13 protein-coding genes and 2 pseudogenes are annotated in these 19,346 nt (G+C 53.5%); 9 read left to right on the top strand and 6 right to left on the bottom strand.

What is annotated here, in order from left to right:
* Nucleotides 1-83 precede the first annotated feature (83 nt).
* Nucleotides 84-332: pseudogene (locus tag ACRZ96_RS20395) on the top strand (transposase); the annotation flags it as partial.
* 3 nt (nt 333-335) lie between these two features.
* Here ACRZ96_RS20395 and ACRZ96_RS20390 read toward each other — a convergent pair.
* Complete coding sequence (locus tag ACRZ96_RS20390) at nt 336-1,499, bottom strand: glycosyltransferase (RefSeq protein WP_480815021.1); 1,164 nt, start codon at nt 1,497-1,499, stop codon at nt 336-338.
* Nucleotides 1,500-2,045: 546 nt separating this feature from the next.
* Here ACRZ96_RS20390 and ACRZ96_RS20385 point away from each other — a divergent pair.
* The 8 genes and pseudogenes from ACRZ96_RS20385 to xrtD all read left to right on the top strand — a co-directional run bounded on the left by ACRZ96_RS20385 (nt 2,046) and on the right by xrtD (nt 12,715).
* Complete coding sequence (locus ACRZ96_RS20385; protein WP_480815020.1) at nt 2,046-3,395, top strand: hypothetical protein; 1,350 nt, start codon at nt 2,046-2,048, stop codon at nt 3,393-3,395.
* Entirely contained in the window at nt 3,392-4,285 is an 894-nt protein-coding gene (locus tag ACRZ96_RS20380; protein WP_480815019.1) for a glycosyltransferase family 2 protein, read from the top strand. The genes ACRZ96_RS20385 and ACRZ96_RS20380 overlap by 4 nt, the downstream gene beginning before the upstream one ends.
* 309 nt (nt 4,286-4,594) lie before the next feature.
* Nucleotides 4,595-4,681: pseudogene (locus tag ACRZ96_RS20375) on the top strand (IS66 family transposase); the annotation flags it as partial.
* Nucleotides 4,682-5,430: 749 nt separating this feature from the next.
* Entirely contained in the window at nt 5,431-8,034 is a 2,604-nt protein-coding gene (locus ACRZ96_RS20370; RefSeq protein ID WP_480815018.1) for a cadherin-like domain-containing protein, read from the top strand.
* Nucleotides 8,035-8,296: 262 nt separating this feature from the next.
* The gene (locus ACRZ96_RS20365) at nt 8,297-8,755 is read left to right on the top strand and encodes a transposase (protein ID WP_480815017.1); all 459 of its coding nucleotides are present in this window, start codon (nt 8,297-8,299) and stop codon (nt 8,753-8,755) included.
* Nucleotides 8,756-8,802: 47 nt separating this feature from the next.
* Entirely contained in the window at nt 8,803-9,078 is a 276-nt protein-coding gene (locus ACRZ96_RS20360) for a hypothetical protein (protein ID WP_480815016.1), read from the top strand.
* 450 nt (nt 9,079-9,528) lie between these two features.
* Complete coding sequence (locus ACRZ96_RS20355; protein WP_480815015.1) at nt 9,529-10,905, top strand: hypothetical protein; 1,377 nt, start codon at nt 9,529-9,531, stop codon at nt 10,903-10,905.
* Between the two features lie 214 nt (nt 10,906-11,119).
* Nucleotides 11,120-12,715: a VPLPA-CTERM-specific exosortase XrtD gene (xrtD, locus tag ACRZ96_RS20350; protein WP_480815014.1), complete on the top strand. Its 1,596-nt coding sequence runs from the start codon at nt 11,120-11,122 to the stop codon at nt 12,713-12,715.
* 36 nt (nt 12,716-12,751) lie between these two features.
* On the opposite strand, the gene ACRZ96_RS20345 is transcribed toward xrtD, so the two are convergent.
* The 5 genes from ACRZ96_RS20345 to ACRZ96_RS20325 all read right to left on the bottom strand — a co-directional run bounded on the left by ACRZ96_RS20345 (nt 12,752) and on the right by ACRZ96_RS20325 (nt 19,065).
* Nucleotides 12,752-13,990: a glycosyltransferase family 4 protein gene (locus ACRZ96_RS20345; RefSeq protein WP_480815013.1), complete on the bottom strand. Its 1,239-nt coding sequence runs from the start codon at nt 13,988-13,990 to the stop codon at nt 12,752-12,754.
* Complete coding sequence (locus ACRZ96_RS20340) at nt 13,971-15,371, bottom strand: mannose-1-phosphate guanylyltransferase/mannose-6-phosphate isomerase (protein WP_480815031.1); 1,401 nt, start codon at nt 15,369-15,371, stop codon at nt 13,971-13,973. The genes ACRZ96_RS20345 and ACRZ96_RS20340 overlap by 20 nt, the downstream gene beginning before the upstream one ends.
* Before the next feature lie 328 nt (nt 15,372-15,699).
* Nucleotides 15,700-16,530 carry a CpsD/CapB family tyrosine-protein kinase gene (locus ACRZ96_RS20335; protein ID WP_480815012.1) on the bottom strand — a complete coding sequence of 277 codons (831 nt, stop codon included), beginning with the start codon at nt 16,528-16,530 and terminating at the stop codon, nt 15,700-15,702.
* Between the two features lie 41 nt (nt 16,531-16,571).
* A complete protein-coding gene (locus ACRZ96_RS20330; protein WP_480815011.1) occupies nt 16,572-18,104 on the bottom strand; it encodes a GumC family protein in 1,533 nt (510 codons plus the stop codon).
* A 43-nt stretch (nt 18,105-18,147) separates the two neighbouring features.
* On the bottom strand, nt 18,148-19,065 hold the full coding sequence (locus ACRZ96_RS20325) for an ExeA family protein (protein ID WP_480815010.1): 918 nt from the start codon (nt 19,063-19,065) through the stop codon (nt 18,148-18,150).
* Between the last annotated feature and the right edge of the window lie 281 nt (nt 19,066-19,346).

Below are 19,346 nucleotides of genomic sequence, written 5' to 3'. Positions count from 1 at the left end.
CTTAAGCTACTCTTTGCTCCTTCAAAAGGTTGAGCAAACTCTACATCACAACGAGGGAAGTTTCGGGGGGGCAGGTCACTGGCCGCAGTTACGATGCCGACTGGTTTCGGGAGGCTCTGAAAGACAAATGGATACTGCCCTGCGTCCCAGGCAAGAAGTCTCGCGTCAAGCCGGTGTGATACGACAAGCTCAGGTACAAACGACGCAACCGTATCGAGATCATGTTCGATCGGCTGAAGGATTGGCACCGAGTAGCAACCCGCTACGATAGATGCCCGAAAGTGTTACCCTCAGCCATCGCTCTCGCAGCCGCCGTCATCTTCTGGCTCTGAAACTCAATGAGTCTGGAGCCTAGAATGCCCGCCCGTGATAATCAAAGCTGCGCGATTGGCGTAATCGCGGCAAACCTTATGCTGACGGAAACGATCAAAATCACCTGTCTTCTGCAACACGGCGATTTCGTGTTTCATGGGGCCAACATTGTCCAGAATTTTCTCGATGCCCTTGGCAATACTCGTAACCGATGTGGGGTTGCAGCGTACCCCGACATTCTGTTCATCAAAAAATCCATCGACACCCCGGTCCATTGAATAGAGGATCGGAACACCCGAAAACAGCGCCTCGATATAGACCATGCCAAACGTCTCCCGCAGGGTTGGCAGGACAAATCCCGAATATCTGTTCAGTTCCTGCGCCATTTGATCATGAGGAATCGCACCCCGAAGAGTCACCAGATCGCAGAGACCATATTTATTAATTTCACGCTGAAGTGCGTTAGTGTGATCCGGGCTGCCACCGCCAAGAATATCAAGCCCTACCTCGTATGCCGTCCCCCGTAATTGCCGCAGCGCCATAAGGAGTCTTGGCACCCCTTTCATTTTCCACCCCGCCAAGTGAAAAGCTGTTGCCAACCGTCTCGGGGTTTCGCAAGGAGGGAGATAGTGTTTAGCTTTTGTGACTACTGGAAGTAAGCTACTTTTTTTTGAGTTCAGCCAAAGCTTTTTGGAAACGTATCGATCCGCCCACGGGGTGGCAGGGAACAACCAAGCAGCTTGTTTTGCGATGTTATGCCAACTTTTTCGCATCATAGGCTTAGCTCGAATATACTTTTGGTCAGTATTTCCCCAAATTGTGCACACATAAGGGCAACCCAAAACCTGCGAAATCTGGTGTGCGACTATTCCTTCAATGGTCAACTTATGGGCATGTACCATATCAACGCGCCTGCGGCTTTCTTGGATATCCTGAAGAATCTGATCTGCCAACGTGTGGAGGAAAGTCTTAAGGAAAACACCATATGGGGGCGCTTTATAGGAAAGTGTCGTAACATCATTATCGTGACCAAGAAACTTCACCCCGCCTAAGCCGTTAATGCGATTGATCGAAATAATACTGTGCTCGAACTCTGGCACACCTTCGATCAAATTTTGTACGGCGACAGTTTTTCGATTCGAATAAATGTCTGGAAAGTCAGCTGTGATATGAAGAATGCGGTTCATATACTAATTTGCTAACCTCGTCAGGAAACCGACGCATAAGCTACTGTTTGCAACCATCTTCGACTTGTCGCTACTTACAGGTGTTGGCGTAAAATTTGTGAACAGCTAACTTGCGGCATCATAGACTTCCTATCAATGTAGAGGGTTAACCGTAAAGAGAGTCAACTATCGGCGCGGCCTAAAGAAACAAACCGCGACGAAGATGTGTATCGGATATGTTTTCAAGCATAGGTTTCCGGGTATGGAATCGTCCTGACCCAATTGAGCTGGCCTCCATTTCGATCGGACGCTTCGGCTTGACCAAAGAGGTTTAATAATAGCCTTTAGCATATGCTTATGTCTGAGATTGAGTGGTTTGACTCATGTAACAAAGGTGACGAAGATTGGGCCTGTAGTCGCGAGCGCTATAAACTTAGATCAAGGGTTATTGTTGATCGCTTCCCGAGTTGGCAGTTTATTAGAAATTACGCTAAGTTAATATGATAGTCTTTCCCTGCAACCCAAGTATATCGGATCGCTCGGGATTGGCTCACATGGAGAATTTATGTGGCCACAACTAATTGGCAGGAGCAGATAAGGGCTCCCCACAAGCGGGCAACGACTTTTTCGTCACTCCTAATCATTTTCTTGCTGACTATCTTACTGCCCATTTCTCTCGAGGTGGTTGGGCTGCGGTTATCACCTAACAGACTATTTCTGCTGATCTTTTCAGTTCCATTTGCCCTAAAGGTATTACAAGGTCGGGCCGGACGTTTTACACTAGTAGATACTTTGTTCCTTCTGGCGGGGTTCTGGATCATGCTGTCGCTTGTCGTGGTGCACGGAACCGGGCGCATCCCCTTCGCTGGGATTACCGTAGTTGAACTTGTTGGAGGATATTTTGCCGGACGCGCTCTAATCCGCGATGCACAAGACTATAAGGCCATGATCAAGTTTATGCTGATTGCCATGATCTGCCTTCTTCCTTTTGCGTTGGTGGAATCCATAACTGGGAGACTGATACTCCCCGAACTATTTAGTATCATATTTGATGCCCCCTCTAGAGCGAACAGTGCTTACGGCAGACTAGGTCTGGAGCGGGTGTATTCGGTTTTTCACCATCCAATTCTGTTTGGTCTATTTTGCTCCATTGCGCTGGCAAATGTCCTCTATCTGTTTTCTGGACGGTCAGTCCTAGCGATGATGGCCGCTCTACTAGCGATTGGCATGTCATTTATGTCACTTTCTTCCGCCCCTCTGATAGCATGTGGTGTACAGATCGGATTGCTGATCTGGAACCGTATGATGCATGGGCGGTGGCTTCTTTTGTTGACATTGACAGTCACTGCGTATGTTGCGGTTGACCTAGCATCCAACCGAACCCCTATCATAATCATCATCGAAACGTTGACCTTCAACCCCGGCACCGGTTGGACACGCATTGCAACCAACAGATATGGGTGGGATTCTGTCTGGAACTACCCGATATTCGGTCTTGGCTTCAACGACTGGGTTCGGCCAGATTGGCTTACACCTTCGGTTGACAATTTCTGGTTGGTCATGGCTATGCGATATGGCTTCGTAGGGTTCAGCCTGATCGCCTTAGCATGCCTCTTGCATTTATTGGCTCTGGCTCGGACCTCCATATCTCGCGAAGACGTAAACCGCTGCCGAACAGCTTATGGAATTGTTCTGGTCAGCACTTGTTTTACGCTGATTACCGTTCACATCTGGGATACGATGTCCGCATTCGTGATGTTTTTCATCGGAGCCGGGGCCTGGATCTACACCTCTGACTGTACCAATGATGAAACCGAAGTTACTCCTGCAACCAGGACAGAGCCTCGCTACACGCGGTTCGAACAAGGCGAACCCCAGATAACTGAACAAGACAGCCAGAAGAGGACGCGACGGTGAAGTTTGAAAACCCACTCGTATCGGTGGTAGTGCCCTGCTTCAATCGAGAAGCAACGGTGCGTGAGTCTATTGAAAGCGTCTTAACACAAGATTATCATCCGATTGAGTTGATCGCTGTCGATGACAGTTCAACCGATAACACGGTTGCTATTCTAGACAGTATTCAAGATCCCAGATTACGTGTTCTGCATAACTCCGGCAAACGAGGCCCTAGTCAAGCACGCAACTTAGGCGTCCGCGCCACTACAGCGCCTTGGATCGCATTTCAGGACAGCGACGACATTTGGCTCCCCGGAAAATTGAAACGCCAGATGGCCTGTCTGGAGGGTAGCGATTTTGTCGCCGCTTATTGCGGAATGCTCGTAAAAGAAGATACTCGCCCAAATACTCCAGTAAAAAAGCGCTGTCCGGACCCTACCATCCACCCGCTTGATGGTAACATTCTACCCAGCCTCGTGCGCACAAATTACATATCTACCCAAATGCTGGTCGTACGGCGCGATATCTTGGAACATATTGGAGGCTTTGATGAGGCGCTCCCTGCGCTGGTTGATTGGGAGCTTATGTTGCGTATCGCAGCCGTTGGACCAATCGCATTTGTTGATGACAATCTTGTCGTGCAGCGGCTGACGGGCAACTCCGTTACCCATTTCTCGCAAAAGCGCTTGTTGGCGCAAGAATATATTTTGAAAAAACATACAGATCTTTTGGCGTGTTACCCAGGCGTACTGCCCCACCATTACCACCGCATTGCCGGAGGATATCGGGCATCCGGCCAATACTCAAAAGCAGTTCGCTATGGCTGGGCATCGTGGCGAGGACAGCCGCAAAACCTGCGTTATCTACTGTATGCAGTGTATCTGCAAATAAGAGCTCTCGTATCTCAGTAAAGAAGGCCCTACTATTCAAAAAAGTCGCCCACAGCTAGCCTTATGCCGTTGTTGACCTGCAAGCAGACTTTGGCGCATGAATTAAGTTATATCTCAACCCGGCAGCTTGGCTTGATGATCTTTTTCTGAATGGTTGCTATTGATCGCCGCTCCTTCTCCCAGCTAAAACGTAAGTGGTGTTTTGCCCCCGCCTGCCTTGTAGTGTTGTGATCCGCGAGTCCGTTTCCAGGAGTAGTTCTGGAATGGAGACGGCTTTGGTGGGACATATAAAGCACCATATGGAGGTCCTTGTCGGCCCTTCCGGCAAGCGGCGCTGGAGCAATGCCTATCCTCAAGGGCTTCTCAGGTACTCTGCAAGTGGACGGCTATGCAGGCTACAATCGGCTGCTCAAGCCGCCTGCACAGACTACAAATCTTGATCATCCCGCGCCAGCGGGGTGGTCTCATCGTGCCGGGAAAATCAATAACACTCATGAGAGCGTACTATCCTGCCCCCAATTACGCTGCTGTTGGGAAGGATTTAACCGCTCCTCGCTTATCACGGATGATGAATATTGCCAAGGCAGCCCAATCCGAGAAAAATCCGCTGCCAACACTCTTAATCGGGTCGAATATTGCTCAAGCCTGCATGCTCTGGGTTTTGCGGGGATACCCATACTAGATCAGGTTACTGTTTTGGCGGATTTTCGCCAAAGTGACACGGGAACGGCGACAAACCCAAGAAAAGCTAGCCATGATATTGAAAAATATAAAACATTCAGATCATGCAAGTCGCTGTATATGTCGATTGGTTCTAATATTACATCTACTTGCTAACTGATCTGAAAATTATCATGCGGGAAAGATGCCGATGCTTTCTCTGGGACTTGATGGGGCCAGATCGCCACAGTAGTAAATTTAGCAAAGTCGTAAAAACAACACAGAAAAAACACACTCACCAAACAGAAAAAACACACTCACCAAACAGTCTGCCTAACAAGTAATGTGCGAGTAGCAACACTTAGATGCTGTCTTTTGGCGGTTAAAGATTTTGTGTCCCGTTAGAAGGATGGCGAACTGGGCCTTGGTTACTGAGTTCCCTTCAAAACTGAAACCACTCATCGCGGTAAGTTAAAGTTGCCGCGCCAGAATGAGGTCTAATCATAATGGCAACCATCAACGTCTCAAACAGTTCCCAGCTGCAATCTGCGCTAGCACAAGCCAACGGGGGGGATACGATCCTGCTGGCCAATGGCAACTATGGAACCCTCAACCTCTCCGCGGATTTCTCTTCCAAGGTCACGATTAAGGCGGCCAATTCTTTAGGTGCAACCTTCAACGACATCGATATTTCAGGCGGATCGAACATCCACTTGGACGGACTGGTCATCAACGGGCAACCTCGCATTGAGCATAATGCGCATCACATAACCATCACAAACAGCGCGCTCAAATCCGGCGTATATTTCCGGGATGTTGACAACCTCGTTGTGCATAACAATGACATCGGTGGCGGTCATAACACGATCACGATGGCCAACGTCACCAACTTTGAGATAACTGAAAATTACATACACGATGCACAATCAGACATCATGCAGATCAAAGGGGCGACCCATTTTGGCCTGATAGAGAACAACACGCTACGTGATACGCATTCCGTTTACCCGGATCACCCGGACATGATCCAGATGTTCGGCACATCTGATGGAAACCCCACAGATCTTATATTCCGTGGAAATTACCTTTATGATGATCCGTCGACAGGTCACCATCCGGCACAAGGCTTTTTCTTCGCGGATGCGAAAGGCGACGGCTATCAGAACCTTCTCATAGAACAAAACCTGATTAATGTCGGATCGCCACACGGCATAACTCTCGACAGCCCGTCCTCGAATGTTATCGTTCAGGATAACACAATCATGCCTTGGCCCAGCGGTGGCGGAGGAACCATAATACTGGCAAATAATGCGAGTGGAGCTATTGTCAGAAACAATATTGTAAAGATTATTTCCGACGATTCTACCGGCTCCAAACCGAGCATCTACGACAACTATGTCTTTGGTCGCGACGCCGATCTGAACAAACTGTTCAGCGGAGATGGCGGCCAGTGGCAGGATTTCATACCGGTCGAAGGCAGCCCGATAGACCTTTCCACGGGCCTCGGTGCCGTTGGCAGGCTTATGGAACTGCGAGATGGCACATCGTACAATAACGGTAGCTCCGCACAGACGCCGGCACCCGACCCCGATACCGGGACTGGCAATGATACAGGCGGAAACACCGGAACAGATACCGGCACCGACTCTGATCAGAGCCAGCTTGACACTAATCAGTTGGAGAACACCGCCTTTAGCGTATTGGGCACGCATGATATCAAAAGCTCTGGGGATGTGATTGAGGTTGCTCATAACGACGGATTGGAGCTGCAAACCGGAACCATTGCGCTCAGCTTCAATGCTGACACCGTGTCCGGTAAGATGGGCCTGATCAGCAAGGATGCCAGCTATTACAGCGGTGGTGGCAACCACTTGGCCGCCTACATCGAGAATGGAACGCTAATTGTCCGTTTCCAAGACGGGTCCTCGGACGAGATTGCCCGTATCAGCGGGGTTAAAGCCAATACTGACTATGACCTCCAGATCAGTTTCGGCGACAACAATGTCGCGATCTGGTTGGACGGACAACAGGTTCACTCTGCCAGTTTTGCAATGACTTGGGAAAACAATGTTGAGGCCCTGCAGATCGGCGCGCTTGGCTGGGGCAGCAACTCTAGTAAGGCCGGTTTTTCCAATGAGTTCGATGGCACCATCTCTGATATCGTCATCATCGAAGGAAAAATGTCCCCATCACAGATGCAGGACATGATCTATGGCACACCGTCCGCTCCAGGTGACGACACACCGTCCACACCAAGTAACACGGCGCCGGACGCGAAGGACGACAATCTTGTTGCCGATCAGGACATGGACCTTGTGGTGAAAGTGACCACTGATCTGCTAGCCAATGACATCGATGCCAATGGCGACGCAATCACCCTAACCAGCGTGAATCAACCCGCCAGCGGTACCTTGACCGACAATGGAGACGGCACCTATACTTATACCCCCAATGCGGGTTTCAGCGGCACCGATAGCTTCACCTACACGATTTCGGACGGTATCGATACCGATACCGCAACTGCACGTATCGTGGTGAACGAAGCGCCCCCTGCCCCTCCTGCAGAGAACTCCGACGCCAATCTCGTCTATCAGCGCAGCACGACCGAGTTTTATGGTAGAAAAAAACACATCATCAACCTTGATCACGATCAAGACCTTGAGTTGACCGAAGGCACGGTTTCGTTCACCTTCAACGCCGATGATCTAAAGGGGCAGCAGGGGCTGATTTCCAAAGACGCCAAATACTATGATGGCGGCGGGCACCATATGTCAATCCTATTACGCGGCGACGACCTGCAGGCCCGTTTTCAAGACGAAGACAGCGACATGGTTCTTGTTTTTAAAGATATCAAGGCGCACGAGGATTATGACGTTCAGGTCTGGTTTGGTGACGGCATGGTCGGCTTGGCCGTTGACGGCGAACTTGTGGATGTTCAGGAATTCGACTTCGAGCTAAGTACGAACAAACAAAACCTGCAGATTGGCGGCCTCGGCTGGAGCAGCACCGATGGCGGTTCTGAAACCAGACACGCATTTGACGGGACTATGTCGGAGATCATGATCTTCGATGAGGCCATGCCGCTAGGATACGTTGATCTCTTAGTTTGACATCAGCTTTGAACATTTGAACCGCCGAAAACTTTCCTCGGCGGTTCATCATATTTACATTCCAATATAAGAAACGATCGATGCGGCCAGTTTCTTTAGTTGTATCCGCAGATACACTTCCGGATCACGCCTAGATAGAAATCGGTGGCCGGGCCAGCCAAACTCCATAGTATTACACACCCTAAAGCCACCCGCCCAAAACTTAAATCGGGGGATTCCGTTTGAGCTGAAGGTGTTAACATCCCGGTAGGGAAGATGGATCATGTCAGCACCGTTACCAGATGTGCTTCGAACATTCCAGCGATACATTGAAGAAGGCTGGGCGGGCCGGGGGTGGTTTGTGGCACACACTCTCACCGGCCACAGGGGCGTGTTGGGCGCTTGCGATCCGTCGCACAGGTCGAGCCAGCCCACGCCGCAGGGCCATCCCCTAGACAAAGGCAAACTTGACCCGCACCACCGCGCCTTTTTCACCGAATTGATCTTGCAGTATGGGGATATCACGATGCAGGAACTGGCTGCTACCTTGTTGGACACCACGGGCATTCAAGTGCATCCGAACGCCATTGGGGAGTTCCTGCGCAGATCGGGTTCACATACAAAAAAGTCACCGGTCGCTGCCGAACGGCACAGCGCAAAGATTGGTTCGTATATCGCGCTCCAGCGGTCTCCACCAATCGTGAACGCGTTGTCTTTGTTAATGCGACGTCGGGGAAAATAAACTTGGCCCGCCTTCATAGTCGTTCCCCGCACAGGGAACGGCTAGTAATGGATGCACCCTTCGAGTCGTGGGGGACGCAAACGTTCATCGCAGGCCTGATCGCAGATGCCATGATTGCGTCCTGGATGATCAAGGGTGCAATGAACGGTCCGGCCCTCACCACTTACGTCGAACAAGTACGGGTTTCGGAACTCTCACCGGAGACGGTTGTCATGCTCGATGACCTCGCCAGCCACAAGAACACGCAGGCCGCCAAAGTTATGCAAAAGCAGGGGGCTGGTTCTTGTTTTGCCGCCCTACGGCCCCGGCCCGAACCCCATTAAATGGCGTTGCCCAGGCTCAAAGCCCATCTGCGCCGGTGTGGTGCGCACCTTCACCGACGTGTTTAGCACACAATTGCTAAAATCTGCGATCTCTACTCACCGCAAGAGTACTGGAATTACTTTAAGGCGGCTGGATATGTCGCAAGTTAAATGTCGAGTGCTTTAGGCTCCAAAACCTCAAACACTTCATGACAATGTAAGACAACTTTGTGGTGGCAGACAGATTTTACCATTTTTCGCAGTGTGTCATGAAACATAGCCTTACCTCTTCGGAAACAAACTCAGTACTGAGTGGGGCAAAGAGCGCACAACTGGAGCTTTTTCCAGGTTTCGCCCATTCAGAACTATAAATAGCTCTGAAAACCACGTACAGGAAAACGTACGGCCTGATACGACAAACAAGCAATGGGATCGGGGGCCCAACAGAAAGACGGAAATATTGAGGCACTTGTGAGACGGCATCTGATCTATCACACCCTTTTGACTGGCGCATGGTCTCTTTGCTATCTGTCACCCGCCCTAGCTCAAGAATCTGGTACTGAACTGACCTTCGGGTTCAGCCAGAGTATCGAGACTGACGACAATCTGGACCTTGACCCCGTCAGCCAGGGCAGAACCACATTTGCCGCTACAGGACTTTCTTTTGGACTGGTCCACGAAACTCCACTTGACCGGATCGGAATGGTGGCCTCTACCGTGCTGCGCGCAGCCGATGGGCCCGGTGCAGACTCGGGGCTGGACGACCAGCGACTGGATTTGGACTATGGCCGTGTGGGTGCGCAATCCGCATTCAACTTCAATGTCGGCTACCTTCAGTCTAACGTACAGTTCCTACGCCCGCTCGAGGACTTCGAAAACAGCGATGGCCAGATCGAACTGCCTCCGGATCTGGATGATCTGAACGGTACCGGCAATCGCGAGCGCTACAGAGCAGGTCTGGCGTTGGAACTGGGTCAGGAAGCGCCCATTGGGGCCGCTCTGGCCGCTGATTATCTGGATTTGCGTTATACCGACACCACAGATCCCGGATTGACCGACAATGACCGCACCAATCTGGACGCCGACTTGTTTTTGCGCTTTTCACCATTGGTGGAAGGCGTGTTGGGTGCTGATTATCGGCTCTTCAATCAAGACGATGCCGAACAAACCCGTCGTAAGACCAAGATTGGTTATTTTGGCCTAAACGTGGAACTGTCATCGATCTGGCGCCTTGAATCGCAGCTTGGTTATACGACCATCGACACAAGGGAGTTCGGTGTTGTTACCCGCACTGATGGCCCGTCGGGACTGCTGCGGTTCGAACGGGACATGCCGAACGGCACGTTTGAGGCCGGGTACGAACAAATCGTCACCGAAGATGGCGACATTCGCAACCTGACGGTAGGGCGCAGCCTCGAATTACCCACCGGCGAGTTCGCGTTTACCGCCGGCGTCGCGGATTCAGAACTGGACAGCGCCGATTTCATCGGATCACTCGATTGGGTGCAACAACTTCCCAGAGGTGAGTTCAACGCACGGTTTGCGCGATCTCTGGATTTTGACGAAGACAAGGGTAACATCCTGAGAACCGCTCTGTTTCTGGGGTATACCCATAACATCAACGCGGTGTCCAACATCAACCTCAACGCGGCCTATACGGTCAGCGACGAACTCACCCGAACAATCGACCGGGCTAATTTTACGGCTTCTTATCAGCACTCGCTGACCAAAGACTGGACCCTGAGTACCGGTTACAGGTATCGCATGCGTGAAGAATTGACAGACCCGCGCGCGCAATCTCATGCCGTATTTTTCACCATTGGTCGGGACTTTATCGTACGACCCTGAGCCGATGATTTTGAGCCGGGTCATCCCGGAAGCAATCCTTGGATCACACGCACATTTTCGTCAGATGCAGAAACGACAGCAACGTCCTCACCGCTCAATCCAGCACAAATACCCGGTAACCCCGGTTTGAGTGGCCAATACCCCCCCGTTTTCGTTATGATCAGATACAAGGGCTCCGCGAAAGCCATTGTTTAACGAGTATCAGGTGACGCACGTGGATTTTTCAACATCCGTACCACAGGTCAGTCGAGTCAAATCCTATAACCCGGCCGGACTGTTCTGGTTCGCAGTGCTGGTTCTGGGGTCGATCCCGATTTTCTGGATCGGTATCGTTTCGCTGGGTCAGGCCTGGGCAACTGCTGAATACAGCCACGGCCCACTGATCCCGGTTATCTCTCTCTATCTGTTCCTGCGGGAGATGCGCAATTACCCGCCGCCGCCGGGCGAGGTCAGGGACCGCTGGCCCGGTATCCTGGTGATTGCGTTCGGGCTGTTTGTGGCAATCCTGGGCAATCTTGCCAGCGTCCCCGACATTGTCACCTATGCCATGATCATCTGGATAGGCGGTGTGGTGCTGACCGTGTTTGGTTGGAATATCGGACGGCGACACCAACTGCCGGTACTGCATCTGGTCTTCATGCTGCCGCTGCCGAATTTCATCTACTGGAAACTCACGATCTTTCTGCAGAGCATCTCCTCGGTTATCGGCGTCTGGTTCGTGCAGCAGGCCGGTGTCTCGGTCTATCTGGATGGCAATATCATCGATCTGGGTGTCTACAAACTGCAGGTGGCCGAGGCCTGTTCCGGCCTGCGCTACCTGTTCCCGATCCTCAGCTTCTCCTATCTATTCGCGCTGCTCTATCGCGGGCCGATCTGGCACAAGGTGGTGCTGTTGATCTCGGCCGCGCCGCTGACGGTGCTGATGAATTCGATCCGCATCGGGGTGATAGGTGTTCTGGTCAATCACCACGGCATCGAAATGGCCGAGGGATTTTTGCACTTCTTCGAAGGCTGGGTGATTTTCCTCACCTGTATCGCCATCCTGTTTGCCATGGCCGTCGCGCTGCAACGCCTGACCCCAAACCCAAAACCACTGGCCGAAGCGGTCGATCTGGACACCAGCGGCCTGCTGACAGTGGCTGAACGTATCCTCGCCATCCGGCCCTCACGCGCGCTGGCTGCGGGCGCCTTGCTGACACTGGCAATGTCGGTGGCTTGGGTTCTGCAGCCCAGCCCGGACAAAGTGCCGATCGACCGCAGCCCCTTTGCGCTTTACCCGCGCCAGCTTGGTGAATGGTCAGGCTCGGCGGCCCTGCTCGATCCAGATGTCGAGCGGGTGCTGGGCGCGACCGACTACCTCAATACCACCTATGCCGCACCCGGTCAGAGCGGCCATATCAACATGTTCGTTGCCTTCTACGACAAGCAAACCGAAGGCGATGGCATCCATTCGCCCGAGGTGTGCCTGCCGGTCGGCGGCTGGGAGATCTTCAGCCTGGAACCCCGCCGGATCGATCCGGGCGTGCCGGCCTATGGCGCGTTCGAGGTAAACCGAGCCGTCATCCAGAAGGGTCTGCAAAAGCAGCTGGTCTATTACTGGTTTGAACAGCGCGGCAAGCGACAGACCAACGATTTCGCCGCCAAGATCGGGGTTGTGGTCGATGGCCTGACAATGGGGCGCACCGACGGCGCGCTGGTGCGCTATGTAACCCCGATCCGCGAGGACGAAACCGAGGCCGATGCGGAAGCCAGATTGCTGGGGTTTGTCGGGCAAAGCCTTTCGAAACTTCCAAGTTTCGTGCCAATGTAGGGGCCACCGCCCCTACCCCGTAGTTTCTCTGGGGGCTCAGCGCCCGGCAAAAATCCGGTCATAGGCCGCCAGTAGCCTGGGCACTGAATGGGTCCAGCTCAGGCTGCCCATGACGCGCGCGCGCCCACGCTGCCCCATTGCCCGGCCTTCATCGGGATGATGTATCAGCCAGTTGATCTTCTCGGCGAAATCGACCGGATCGTTGGCCTCAGCATAAAGCGAAGCATCCTCGGCCGAGGCTTTCCCCTCTTTCAGGTCGAACTGCACAACCGGTTTTTCCAGAGTCATATATTCCATGACTTTGTTCATCGTCGAGATGTCGTTCATCGCGTTTTTAGGATCCGGGCTGACGCCGATATCCGCGCTGTTGAGCGCCTTGAGTAGATCCTCGTCATAAAGCGCGCCGGTGAAGGTAAAATACGCTTCCAACCCGCGATCGCGCACATCCTTCTCGACCTCAGGCAGATGAGGACCAAAGCCCACGATGACAAAATGTACATCGGTCTGGCCAAGGTCGCGTATCAGATGATCCGCCGCAGCCACCAGCAGATCCATACCTTCCTGCTGGCCAATGACACCGACATAGCCCAACACAGTCCCCGCACCCTTGCGCATGGCCAGATCCGCTGGCCGGATCTCGAATTTTTCGATCTTGGGGGCCGAACGGACAACAAACACGTCATCGGGCGCCATTTTTCCCCTATGAATGGCAATCTGGCGAAAGCTTTCATTCGTGGCGATGGACACCTGCGCGGTCGCAAAGGTCATGCGTTCCCAGATCAGCATGATGCGATACAGCAGGCCCCGCTTGCCAAACTTCGCCTCGAACAGCTCGGGGCAAACATCATGGTGGTCAAAAAGATAGCGCACACCGGCCATCCGGTACCGCAGCGCCAGCAGAAAGATCAGATCGGGCGGGTTGCAGCCGTGGATCACATCAAAGCCGTGCTCGCGCCGCACCTTGCGGGCCAGACGGAACATATGCCACAACGCCCCACCCCATTCGCGCGCATAGGCCACCGCACCGGAATGGGCCTCAGGAGGCTCGGGGTAGCGATAGATATGCACTCCGTTGATTTCCTCGTAATGCTTGTCCCACCCCTTGCCGGTCGGACAGATCACGCTGACCTGATAACCTGCCGCCGTCAGCGATGTGGCCTCAAGCCAGACGCGCCGGTCCAGCGGCACCGGAAGGTTTTCAACAACAATCAGAACCCGGCGGGGGCTGTCAAAGGTGGTATGGGCCGGATCGGGGTTATGTTCTGTTGTAGACATCTTCGTAGCGCACAATGTCGTCTTCCCCCAGATAAGACCCGGTCTGCACCTCGATCAGATACATCGGCAGTTTGCCCGGGTTCTCCATCCGGTGAACTGCGCCTAGCGGAATATAAACGGATTCATTCTCGGACAGCAGCTTGACCTCTTCGTCCACGGTAACCCGGGCGGTTCCAGCCACGACTACCCAGTGTTCTGCACGGTGCACATGGCTCTGTAAACTCAGGATGCCCCCCGGCTTGACCATAATCCGCTTGACCTGAAACCTCTCACCCAGACACAGGGTTTCATACCAACCCCACGGTCGGTGGAACCGGGGATAGTCGTCGGCCTGCGCCACATTTTCAGCTCTGAGCTTGGCCACCACGCTGTCGACGTTCTGCACCTCATCGAGATCGGCGACAAGGATCGCATCCCGCGTGGCCACGGCGGCTATGTTCCTCAAACCCAGACCAACTAGGCGAACATGGTCCTCTTCGCTGCGCAATACTGTGTTCTCGCAATTGACTGCTGTCACGGACCCCATGCTGACAACATCCTGTTCGTCAGAGGGCAGAACCTGGTGCAGTGAATTCCACAGATTCAAATCGGACCAGCGCGTTTCCAGCGAAACCCCAATGGTATTATCCGCTTTCCCCATAACCGCGGAGATGATCGAGGTGGCCCGGATGTTCTCATAAGCCTCTCCGTCCAGACGGTAAAAACCCAGATCGTCATAGCCCTCGCTCAACGCTTGGCGGCAGGGTTCGATCAGGTCCGGCGCATGGGTCTCGAACGCTGAAATGATATCGCGCACCCGGAAAAGGTACATGTCGGCATTCCACAGGCAATCGCCCTGCGCCAGCATTTGCGCGGCCCTGTCCGCATCGGTTTTTTCGACAATACCCGCCAGTTTGACTGTCCTCCCCCCTTCGTCAGCACCAGCCAGTTGCAGATAATCAAATCCGGCTTCGGGACGTGTCGGCGTGGCGCCAAAGATCACCAACGACCCAGCGCGGGCGGCTTCGGCCCCGATCCGAACCGCTTGCCGGAACGCCTCCGCATCTGGGATCAGGTGATCCGATGGCGCGACCAGCATCAGTGCGTCCGGCATGTCCTTGGCATTCAGGGCTGCAGTCAGGACCGCAGGTCCAGTGTTGCGCGCGCAGGGTTCAAGTATGAACTGCCCGTCAATTAGCCCCATTTGCGCCGCCTGTTCTTCGATCAAAAAGCGGGACGTGTCATCAGTCACTAGGACAGGCGTTGCAAAATCAGGACCCGACAACCGCCGGAGCGTATTCTTAAACAGGTTTTGCCCCTTTGTTATTTCAACGAACTGCTTTGGGTAGGCCGAACGCGAACTAGGCCAAAGTCCCGGCTCCGTTCCTCCGCACAAGATCACAGGAATAATCACACTTCTGCCTCCAACATCCGTTCGCCCATATCATTCTCCAAAATACCCGGAACCCCGGGCAACCTACAAAAATCCTTTTACAATCCCGCCACAGGATGCATACGCCTTGGTCACCCGGCCCGTTGGCAAGCTGCGTGTGTCCACCGCCAGAATATCCAGCAGCACCAACGCTTTGTAATCCACAGCGTCATGATCAGTTGAAATAGGATAATGGACAAAGCTCTGGGATATTCTGCCATCTCACCATCCGACACCGGGCAGTACACTGTCTGAAATCACTCCAAAAATCCTATTACTCAATATACACCCGAACATTCTATCCATACCCGTACCCGTACCCGTATGCGCCCTCAGTATAGAGGCATTTATTCAAGACAATGCCCATCACGCTGGTTAGTTCCGCTAACTGACGCTCGGCCACGTCGATCTGATCGACCGTAGTACGCTCGGCTGCTGCAAGAAGCAGGGCGCAGTCGGCGTTTTTGAGGAAGCCAAAATTGTCATCAGCCGCTGCCAGCGGTGGCATGTCGAAGATCATGATGTCCGGTTTGAAATCAGCCTCAATCGCATCCAAAATTTCGCCGGCCTTGCCACTTTGCAGAATCTCTGCGGGGTTCTGGACCGGGCTGCTGTTCAGCCCCAATGCCACGTTATCCCCCAACCGGCGGCCATGATCGGCGAACGCAACGCCCCCGATCAGAACATCCCCCATTGTACGCGCACAATCCTGTTCGAGAATGCGCGCCAGACCGACCCGGCGCAGATCGAGATCCAGAACCATCGTGCGCAGATCACGCTGCCGACCAAAGCTGAAAGCCAGATTGGCCGCTGTTGTGCTTTTGCCGCAGCCGCTGTGTGGCGACACCAGCGCCACCCGTTTCCAGCCATTTGCGCGGGACTGTTGCAGGATGCGCGTACGCAACATATCGAACGGACCCGCCTCAGTACCACCCGCGCTGGCGACCAGTCGGTTGGCACCAATCAGTCGCTGCGATACCTCGACCGGTACAAGCCCTTGCCAACGGGCCTGAAGCGCCTCATCTGCGGGTTTCTCCGGTGTCTTTTCGGACACCGAAACCGGTTGTGGCAGGCCGCGTTTTTGACGCTGTGACCGGGCCTTTTCTATCGCTGCCTGCAGTTTTTCCATCGCGCGCTAACCTCTCCGTCCCTGTTCTCTCGCCTCATCGATCACCAGCGTATCCCGATCTTGTCTATGGCCCGCTCAGCAACCAGATCCAGAGGCTGGTAATAGACATGCACAGCATAAACAGCCGCTGGAACGGCAATCACAATCGCCAGCAGCCGTACCAGTTTCCAGCTCCGCCGCCGCCAGATTTCACCCGGCGTCGCAATATATGGAATGGTGGCCAGCGGCGTTACACCAAGGCGCGAGACCAGGTCTGCCGGCCGACGAACCGAGCGGTTCAGAAACTCAAGCAACACGACCAGGGCAATTCCACACAAAATGCCAAAAAAACTGCCGCCGCCTGCAATCAGCGCCCGGTTTGGTCTGGATGGTTTGCTGGGTGCCACCGGTGGTTCAATCACGGATACGCGCTGACCCTGCGCCGTCACCTCGATCCGCTCACCAGTGCTGGCCCGGGACAGACGATCTACCGCCAGATTGTACTGTTGCTGGATATTGTCGCGGTCCAGAACCAGCTCCTCGGCCCGTATCGCATTTGCGGGCGTGCGATTGATCTTATCAGTGACTTCGGCCAGCTGAGCTTCCGTGGTGTTTTTCTGTGCCTCAAGCACACCGGACCGCGTCGCGATCTCGGCCAGTTGAATATCCAAGAGCGAATTCCCTGTTGCCTCTTCCTCTGGCTGAGGGTCAGGCTGGGCCCGGACAGCTTCCTCAGCCTGGGCAATCCGGGACCTCAGAACTTTCACACGCGGGTTTTCTTCGGAATAGATCGCCAGCGCCTCGTTAAGCTGGCGACGCAGAACCTCCAGTTGCTGACGCTCGGGTGTCAGCGCCACCTCGCCAACGCCGCCAACCTGCCCCGTGGTCTCAAAAAGACGGATCAGGTTTTGCCGCTGATCTTCAAGACCCGCAATCTCGCGTGTCACCATCGCCAGCCGCTCCTGCAAAAAGGTCTGCTGACTCAGCCGGTAATCCAGACTTTCCGGCAGTGCATCAGAGTTTTCGGTTTTGAAGGACAGAATACGTGCATTGCGTTCGGCCAGTTCTTCACTCAGCCGATTCACCTCATTTTCAAAGAACTCCAACGTCTGAGTCGCGCGCCCGGTGCGGGATTCAACGTCTTCCTTTTGAATCAAGGTTAGATACTCATTGAGCACACCCGCTGCGATGGCCCCGGTACGCGCCTCAAAGCTGATCTCCATCAGGGGGACAGCTGCCCGACGACTACTGGGTTTTACCGAGGTGCGGGACCGCATCGCCTGTACGACCCGGTCGGCCGTCATCTCGGATTGATTTGCAAAGACCCGCTGATCGCTGGCGATCTCCAGTAGGTTCGCTCGAGTCAGCAGACGCTGCTCCAGAATCTGCAACTGCTCCTGCGCCGGGGTACGCACCGTCGACTCGGCCAGTTGATCCGGAATACGCGCCGATTCCACGATCAGCTTCATGCTGGACACATAGGCCGGCGGCAATGCCATCGCGACGATGACCGAGGCCGCGCTGATCACCGAGGCCACGATCAGAAAATAGGGCAAACGCCGCGAAAAAATCGACCAGTAGTAACGAAAATCCACGTTCAGTCTTCCCGTTTTCCGTTAATTCGTATCCGGAGATTGCTCATCCCGCTTTTTCCTCCGATGACACTTGTTGATGCGTTTCAAGCTTCAGCACCTGGCGGGTATCTTCGGGTTCTTTATTTGGTTGCGACATGGCGCCAAAAAAAACATCGTCTTTCAGCACATTATTTACAGTCTGTGAGGTAACCAAATGCACTTCCTCACTCCAAGCATAAAGCATTGAGAACTCGCAGATCTGATTCACTAATCGCGGCACACCCGCTGTCGCTTCGTAAATCAAATTACAAGCCTCGGCCGAGAATTCTTCGCCCGTCCCACCTGCAATCTGCAGACGATGCGCGATATACGCGGCGACCGTCTCGGGATCCATGCGAGGCAGGTGAAAGCTGGCCGCCACCCGCTGCGCCATCTGACGCATCTTCGGATGCAGCACAACATCACGCAATTCCGGCTGACCAACCAGGATCAACTGGATCAATTCATCCTTGTTAGAGTTGATATTGGTCAGCATTCGTATCTCTTCCAGACCTTCGCGTGACAGGTTCTGCGCCTCGTCAAAGATCAGTACAACTCTGCGGCCTTCGGCATATTCAGCAACCAGAAAATCCTGCAGAACCTGAAACAATTGCACATAGGGCGCCCGCGGCGTTGCCGGCACATCCAGCGCGTTAAGCACCCATTGCAGCAACTCCCCGCGCCCGCCCTGGGCGTTCGAAACCAGCCCGACCGTGACATCCTCATCCATCTGGCTGATCAGCTTTTGCAGCAAGGTTGTCTTGCCCGACCCAATTTCGCCAGTGATCAGCGTAATCGGAGCACGCGAGATAATGCCAAATTCAAGGATGGAATACGCGCGTTTATGGTGCGCAGACCAATACAGAAAGCTCGGGTCCGGCAACAATGTAAAGGGCCGCTCCCTGAGACTGAAATGTTCGATATAAAGATCACCCGTCGTCATGATGACCGAGAAACTTTAAAAACCATCTACAACAAACCCTTGCGATGTGATCAGGGCAAGTCTGACCAGAACCGCATTCACTCCACACTGACATGGCCCAGCAGAGCTATTAATACAACCACTGACCTCTCATTTGTGACGATCAGAGCGCTTATGTTTCCAGTCTGACATCAATTTCAGGCAATTTTATGGAGAAGCCCAAACTCGCTACCGGTTTAATGAAGCTTCCGCCTGCGGATTCCGATATCACACTCAACTTATATCAGATCACACAGCCATTC

This window comes from Ruegeria sp. CF1 (genome assembly GCF_056537445.1).
The sequence above is the reverse complement of the archived record's forward strand: the minus strand, read 5'-3'. Positions and strand labels throughout refer to the sequence as shown.

Excerpts from the sequence above, each read along its gene's own strand:
- ACRZ96_RS20390 (WP_480815021.1), bottom strand. The coding sequence starts at position 1,499 with ATGAACCGCATTCTTCATATCACAGCTGACTTTCCAGACATTTATTCG.
- ACRZ96_RS20370 (WP_480815018.1), top strand. The coding sequence starts at position 5,431 with ATGGCAACCATCAACGTCTCAAACAGTTCCCAGCTGCAATCTGCGCTA.
- ACRZ96_RS20365 (WP_480815017.1), top strand. The coding sequence starts at position 8,297 with ATGTCAGCACCGTTACCAGATGTGCTTCGAACATTCCAGCGATACATT.
- ACRZ96_RS20360 (WP_480815016.1), top strand. The coding sequence starts at position 8,803 with ATGGATGCACCCTTCGAGTCGTGGGGGACGCAAACGTTCATCGCAGGC.
- ACRZ96_RS20345 (WP_480815013.1), bottom strand. The coding sequence starts at position 13,990 with ATGTCTACAACAGAACATAACCCCGATCCGGCCCATACCACCTTTGAC.
- ACRZ96_RS20335 (WP_480815012.1), bottom strand. The coding sequence starts at position 16,530 with ATGGAAAAACTGCAGGCAGCGATAGAAAAGGCCCGGTCACAGCGTCAA.
- ACRZ96_RS20325 (WP_480815010.1), bottom strand. The coding sequence starts at position 19,065 with ATGACGACGGGTGATCTTTATATCGAACATTTCAGTCTCAGGGAGCGG.